7 protein-coding genes and 1 tRNA gene are annotated in these 7,132 nt (G+C 54.9%); 7 read left to right on the forward strand and 1 reads right to left on the reverse strand.

All coding sequences use genetic code 11. The features are described from left to right. Positions 1–24: 24 nt before the first annotated feature. A tRNA-Val gene (locus tag KJ869_03150) sits at positions 25–98 on the reverse strand. A 399-nt stretch (positions 99–497) separates the two neighbouring features. Between KJ869_03150 and recF the strand changes: the two genes are divergently transcribed. The 7 genes from recF to KJ869_03185 all read left to right on the forward strand — a co-directional run. Continuing rightward, entirely contained in the window at positions 498–1,598 is a 1,101-nt protein-coding gene (gene recF / locus KJ869_03155; GenBank protein ID MBU1576188.1) for a DNA replication/repair protein RecF, read from the forward strand. Between the two features lie 105 nt (positions 1,599–1,703). Continuing rightward, positions 1,704–2,165 (forward strand): 8-oxo-dGTP diphosphatase, encoded by a 462-nt coding sequence (locus KJ869_03160; GenBank protein ID MBU1576189.1) that lies wholly within the window; start codon positions 1,704–1,706, stop codon positions 2,163–2,165. Between the two features lie 5 nt (positions 2,166–2,170). Beyond that, a complete protein-coding gene (locus KJ869_03165; protein ID MBU1576190.1) occupies positions 2,171–2,911 on the forward strand; it encodes a hypothetical protein in 741 nt (246 codons plus the stop codon). A 7-nt stretch (positions 2,912–2,918) separates the two neighbouring features. Beyond that, a complete protein-coding gene (locus KJ869_03170; GenBank protein MBU1576191.1) occupies positions 2,919–3,215 on the forward strand; it encodes a DUF721 domain-containing protein in 297 nt (98 codons plus the stop codon). A 43-nt stretch (positions 3,216–3,258) separates the two neighbouring features. Next, complete coding sequence (gene gyrB / locus KJ869_03175) at positions 3,259–5,160, forward strand: DNA topoisomerase (ATP-hydrolyzing) subunit B (GenBank protein ID MBU1576192.1); 1,902 nt, start codon at positions 3,259–3,261, stop codon at positions 5,158–5,160. Positions 5,161–5,338: 178 nt separating this feature from the next. After that, entirely contained in the window at positions 5,339–5,671 is a 333-nt protein-coding gene (locus KJ869_03180; protein MBU1576193.1) for a hypothetical protein, read from the forward strand. Positions 5,672–5,687: 16 nt separating this feature from the next. Beyond that, on the forward strand, positions 5,688–7,132 hold a 1,445-nt coding region (locus KJ869_03185; protein MBU1576194.1), incomplete at its 3' end, for a DNA topoisomerase 4 subunit A.

Raw genomic sequence — 7,132 nt, forward strand, 5'->3', positions numbered from 1 at the left:
ACTGGAGAGTGAGGGCGTCGAGTATGGGCGGTGAGGGACTCGAACCCCCGACCTCTGGTATGTGAGACCAGCGCTCTAACCAGCTGAGCTAACCGCCCGACTACAAAGATTTGCTCCTTCACCCCGATGGCTTGTTTTATATTTATTATTGCCAATCGGGGCCGCCCGACTTATATTTTTACTCCGTCATCCTGAGACCAGCTTCTTGCATTGCTTTCGAAGGACGCCCGAATATTTAAATTTACAATAGACCAACAAGCAGGTAAGTATATCAGCAATACGATTATTTTTCAAGGTAATTTTTAGTCTAAAAAGTTAGATTTTTTTTAAATTTGGCAAAATTTGGATAGTTGTCGTTGCTGCCACATGTAAAATCATGATATACAAGGCCTTATGTGATAAAAAATGAATAAAAAACCGTTGCATTTTATCCATATGTTGTGGTATAATTGATTATCAAACACATCACTTTGGGTATTGGAAAACAGGGAAGTAGAATGTTTATTAAGACGGCAAAAGGAAGTAATTTCAGGAATCTATCTGCTTTTGATCTGGAGTTTGCGCCGGGAAAGAATCTTTTTTTGGGCATCAACGGATCGGGCAAGACCAATCTGCTGGAGGCCATCCATTATCTGTGCATCGGGCGTTCCATGAGGAGCGTGGCTGAGGACGAACAGATGATAGGGTTCACCCGGGAATGGTTCCGGCTGGAGGGTCAGGCCCAGACCGCCGAGGGCGAGATCAATGTCGAGGCGGCATATAATAAGGAAGAGAAACGGCTGAAGATCAACGGCGAGCTGCAGCAGAAGCTATCGGAGCTGATCGGCCGCATGCCGGTGGTCAGCCTGTCCCCGGAGGACGACGACCTGTGCAAGTCCGGCCCCGGTGTGCGGCGCCGTTTCATGGACCTGTCCATCTCCCAGTTCTCCAGGACCTACCTGGCCGACCTGCAGGACTACAATAGGATACTTAAGCAGAGGAATCAACTGCTGTACGCCATCAAGGAAGGGCGCAGCAATGCCGCTTCGCTGGAGGCCTGGAACCAGCAGCTGGTGGAATGCGGAATGAAGCTGGTCCGGAAACGGATAGAGGTCATCGACGATCTTAAGGAGATGGCCGGCAGCAGGTATGTGGGCATCTCCGGCGGGCGGGAGCGGCTGGGGCTGCGCTACCACCTGTCCTACAAATATGAGCCGGGCCAGCCGATAGAGGAGGCCTTTGCCAAGGCCCTGGCCACCGGATTCGAATTCGAGCGGAGGCGGGGCATAACAATGTTCGGGCCACACCGCGACGATCTGGAGATATCGCTGGCCGGGATGCGCATCCGCCAGTTCGGCTCACAGGGCCAGCAGCGGACGGCGGCCATTGCCTTAAAGCTGGCGGTGGCCGAGATCATGGCTGCCCAGCTTAAGGAAAAGCCGGTGATCCTGATGGATGAGATCTTCGCCGAACTCGACAGCCAGCGGGCCGGCCTGCTGATCCAGCAGCTTGATCCGGAATGCCAGGTGTTCATCGCCTCGGCCCATGAAAATGACGTCACCCGGCAGGACGGTTTTAAAAAGTTCCGGGTGGAAGATGGCAGGATAGAAATAATTTGATTTACCACAGAGACACAAAAGGCTCAAAGATCGACTGCTTTTCCATGATAAGTAAATTGGATAGGATATCCCCTATCATCTAATAACCATAATCTATTCCCTATTATGAAGCTAGCCACTCTGTGCTACATCAAAAAAAAGGACGGTCGGACCCTGATGATGCACCGCATCAAACGGAAGGACGATCTGCATTACGGCAAATGGAACGGCCTGGGCGGCAAGATGCAGCCGGGGGAGACCCCCGAGGAGTGCGTCATCCGGGAGGTGAAAGAGGAAAGCGGTCTGCTGATAAAAGATCCCCAGCTGAACGGGTTTCTTACCTTCCCCTCGTTCGATGAGTGGGATGACTGGTACGTTTTCGTCTTTACCGTGGAGAGGTTCCGGGGAAAACTGCTGGATTCAGCCGAGGGTTATTTGAAATGGGTCAAGGACCAGGACCTTTTGAAGCTGGATCTGTGGGAAGGAGATCATATCTTCCTGCCCTGGCTGGAGGATAAAAAGTTCTTCTCGGCCAAGTTCAACTACCAGGATGGCAAGCTGAAAGATCATTCGGTGAATTTCTATTGATCGAAATGCATAAATCCATCACATCGGCCAGGGCCTTTATAGAGGATAGCATCTCAAGGGATGGCTTGACCTACGAAGATGTTGTGCTAGAATACCCGACGGTGCTGTCTTTCCGATACCTGTGGCGCCAGATCAAAGATCAGGCGGGCCTTGAGGAGTTCAGCCATCGGGTGCTGAAGGGCGCATATATCCACCACGATACCCTTTTTATCGAAAGCCGGATATCATCGCCGGCCATGGCCATCCAGGTGGAGACGCTGCTGGCTTTGGGGGTAAGGAAGATAATCTACATTGGCATAGCCGGCTCAATATCCCCGGAACTGAATATCGGGGATCTGGTGGTCTCCACCGGAGCCATAAACGAGACCGGCACCGGGATATGTTACGGATACGACCTCCAGTCGGTGATTGCGGCCGATAGCGAACTTACCCATCATGTGCATAACCGCTTAAAGGAACAGGGACTGGATCCCCGTTTAACCGTTCATTGGTCTACCGATGCCCCCTACCAAGAGACCAGGGCTAAGGTCAATGAGTACCGAAAAATGGGGGCGACTTGCGTGGAGATGGAGGGGGCCGGACTTTTCGCCGTGGCTAGGGCATATGCCATCCCGGCGGCGGCGGTATTTGTGATCTCCGACGAGCTCAAGGAAACTGGGTGGGTCCAGGGCTGGGGGGATCCAAAATTCAAACAGACCATGTCAAACCTGACCGGGGCCATGGTCCGTCTATCCCGCGATCTGTGAGGGAAGAATGAAAAAGCTGGAAGCAGTGGGGGATATTTTAAGCCGGGTCCTGAAATCCCTGGAGATCGACCAGAGGATGGATGAGACCAGGGCCCTGACAGTCTGGCCGGAGGCGGCGGGCTCCAAGATTGCGGCCAACACCCGGGCGGTTTCGGTGATCCGTGGCAGGCTGCTGGTGGAGGCCAAGAGCCCGGCCTGGGTGCAGGAATGCACCCTGCTGAGGGTCAGGCTCAAGGGAAAAATCAATAAAATTATCGGGGCCGATGCCGTCAAGGATATCACTTTCAAGGTGGGGCCATTCTAAGAGAACGAAAAATAATATAATTCGGATATCATTAAGGAGAACTATGACAGCCAGGGAAAGCTATTCCAGCGAAAAAATAACGGTACTAAAAGGCCTGGAGGCGGTGCGCCGCAGGCCGGCCATGTATATCGGAGACACCGGCAGCCGGGGGCTTCACCATCTGGTCTACGAGGTGGTGGACAATTCGGTGGACGAGGCCCTGGCCGGATTCTGCACCCATATCCAGGTCTTCATTCGCAAGGAGGGTTCCATAACCGTGATCGACGACGGCCGGGGCTTTCCGGTGGACATCCATCCCACCGAGAAAAAGCCCGGAGTGGAGGTGGCCCTGACGGTGTTGCATGCCGGGGGCAAGTTCGACAATAAATCATACGCTATTTCCGGCGGCCTACACGGGGTGGGGGTGTCGGTGGTCAATGCCCTGTCGGAGTGGCTGGAGGTGGAGATTCAGCGCGACGGCAAGGTGCACCATCAGAGATATGAACGAGGGCACACCAAGACCGAACTCAAGGTGATCGGGAAAGCATCCAAGACAGGCTCTACCGTAAATTTTTTGCCAGACAAAGAGATATTCCAGGCCACCGCCTTCGTTTTCGACACCCTGGCCGGACGCCTGAGGGAGCTGGCCTTCCTCAATCGTGGACTCTCGATAGATCTTATGGATGAGAGAAGCGGCAAGTCCCACAATTTCAAATACGACGGGGGTATCGTCTCCTTCGTCAAATTCCTGGACGAGAACAAGACCCCGCTGCACAAGCCCATCTATGTGGCCAAGGAGGGCGACGGGGTGCAGGTGGAGGTGGCTCTGCAGTACAACGATTCCTATGACGACAACATCTTTTCCTTCTGCAACAACATTAACACCATTGAGGGCGGCACCCACCTGATAGGCTTCAAATCGGCCCTGACCAGGATCATCAACGACTACATCAAGAAGAACAACCTGTTTAAAAAAGATGACTTAGCCCTGTCCGGGGATGATGTCCGCGAAGGATTGACGGCGGTGGTTTCGGTGAAGGTCAAACAACCGCAGTTCGAGGGGCAGACCAAAACCAAGCTGGGAAATTCGGAAGTTAAGGGAATTGTGGAATCACTGGTGGGCCAGGAGCTGTCCAACTTTTTTGAAGAGAATTCCTCGGTGGCCAACAAGATCTGCGAGAAAGGCGTCCTTTCGGCCCGCTCCCGGATGGCGGCCCGCAAGGCCCGGGATCTGGTACGGCGCAAGAACGCCCTGGAGACATCCGGGCTGCCGGGAAAACTGGCCGACTGTTCCCTGACCGACCCCCAGCTGTGCGAACTGTACCTGGTGGAGGGCGACTCGGCCGGAGGCTCGGCCAAACAGGGCCGGGACCGGCGTTTTCAGGCAATATTGCCCTTAAGGGGCAAGATCCTCAACGTGGAGAAGACCCGGCTGGACAAGATGCTGGCCAACGAGGAGATCCGCACCATCATCACCGCCATGGGCACAGGCATCGGGCAGGAGGATTTTGATGTGGAGAGATCACGCTATCACAAACTGATCATCATGACCGACGCCGATGTGGACGGGGCCCATATTCGCACCCTGCTGCTGACCTTTTTCTTCCGCTATATGCGCCCCCTGATAGAGAGGGGATATATCTACATCGCCCAGCCGCCGTTGTACCGGGTGGGAAAATCCAAGGAGGAGCATTACGTCTACAACGAGGAGGAGCTGGAGAAGGTGGTCACCCGTTTGGGCAAGGAGAATGTCAACATCCAGCGCTACAAGGGTCTGGGCGAGATGAACCCGGAGCAGCTGTGGAAGACCACCATGGACCCCGAACGGCGGACCCTGCTGAAGGTGAACATCGACGATGCGGTGGAGGCCGACCATACCTTCACCATTCTGATGGGCGATGCGGTGGAGCCGCGAAGGCTTTTCATCGAGCAGAACGCCAAGTATGTCAAGAACCTGGATATCTAGATTGCCACTCCGCCAAAGGCGGACCCGCTCGTGCCAAAGGCAGACCCGCCTATATGTACTACCCTGCGGTGGCGGGCTATATTGACTTTCTTGTGGTGGCGGGTGAGGCACCGAGACGCAGAGATCGCAACGAACTTTCTATCATTGAGCATATAAATGAATCTTATTTGGAGGCAATATGGCCACCAGGTATTACGGGGTTAAAAAAGTTATGGAGAAGGCCCTGAGGATCGGACCGGCCACCGAAAAGATGTTCTATGTAAAAAACGACGAGGTGTTGGTGGGCATCGTCAAGGGAAGCAAATACACCATAGCGGCCGACCTGACGGACAAGAAGGAATATTTCGCTTTTTATGAAGCCTGTCAGAAGGGCCATTGGGTGGACATCGAACTGTACCGGATGCCCAAGGACCAGGCCGAGAACTGCCCGGACGAGGGCCGATTTACCATCGAGGACCTGAAGGCACTGGATAAAAAAGCCCCGCCCAGGAGCAGGACCAAGAAAAAATAATATAAAGGATATATAGATGGCACTTGAGAGAGAAAGAATAATCGGCTGCGAGATCGAGGAGGAGATGAAGACCTCCTACCTGAACTACTCCATGTCGGTGATTGTGGGCCGGGCCCTGCCGGACGTCAGGGACGGCCTGAAGCCGGTGCACCGCCGGATACTGTACGCCATGAGCGAGCTGGGCATGGCCCACAACAAGCCCTATAAGAAGAGCGCCCGCATCGTGGGAGAGGTGATGGGTAAATTCCATCCCCATGGCGATCAGGCCATCTACGACTCCATGGTGAGGATGGCTCAGAATTTCTCGCTGCGCTACATGCTGGTGGACGGCCAGGGCAACTTCGGCTCGGTGGACGGCGATCCGCCGGCCGCCCAGCGCTACACCGAGGCCAGGCTGTCCCGGATATCGGCCGAAGTGCTCAAGGATATAGATAAAGACACCGTCAAGTTCGTGGACAACTACGACGGATCGCTGCAGGAGCCCTCGGTATTGCCCTCGGTGCTGCCCTGCTTGCTGGTCAACGGCTCCTCCGGGATTGCGGTGGGCATGGCCACCAATATCCCGCCTCACAACCTGGGCGAGGTCTGCGATGCCATAACTTCTCTGATCGACGAGCCGGAGCTGAAGCCGGAGAAACTGTTGAAGATAGTCAAGGGGCCGGACTTCCCCACTGGCGGCATGATCATGGGGGTCTCCGGGATCCGGGACGCCTACCAGACCGGCCGGGGCAAGGTGGTCATCCGGGGCAAGGTGATGGTGGAGACCGCCAAGAGCGGCAAGGAATATATCATCATCTCCGAGCTGCCCTACGAGGTCAACAAGGCCAGCCTGATAGGGAAGGTGGCCGAGCTGGTGCGGGACAAGAAGCTGGACGGGATCGCCGACATTAACGACGAGTCCGACCGGGACGGCATGAGGGTGGTCATCACCATGAAGCGGGATGCGGATCCCCGGGTGACCATCAACCAGCTGTACCAGCACACCCAGCTGCAGAACAGTTTCGGGGTGATCATGCTGGCCTTGGTGGACGGGGTCCCCAAGGTGCTGACCCTGCATCAGGTCCTGAACCATTTCATCGATTTCCGGGTGGATGTGGTCACCCGGCGCACCAAATACGAACTGGCCCAGGCCGAAAAACGGGCCCATATTCTGGAGGGCCTGAAGATCGCCATCGAGAACATCGACGAGGTAGTCAGGATCATCAAGAAATCGGCCAATGTCGAGGCGGCCAGGGAATCTTTAAAGAAGAAGTTCAAGCTGTCCGAGGAACAGGCCCAGGCCATATTAGACATGACCCTCAAGCGGCTGACCAGCCTGGAGACCAAGAAGATCGAGGAGGAATACGAGGAGCTGATCAAGCTGATATCCAAGCTGAAGGGGATACTGGAGAGCAAGCGCCGGCTGATGGGCGTCATCCGGGAGGAGATCGCCGATCTGAAAAAGAAATACGCCGACGAGCG

This window comes from Candidatus Edwardsbacteria bacterium, assembly GCA_018821925.1.
Classification (GTDB): domain Bacteria; phylum Edwardsbacteria; class AC1; order AC1; family EtOH8; genus UBA2226.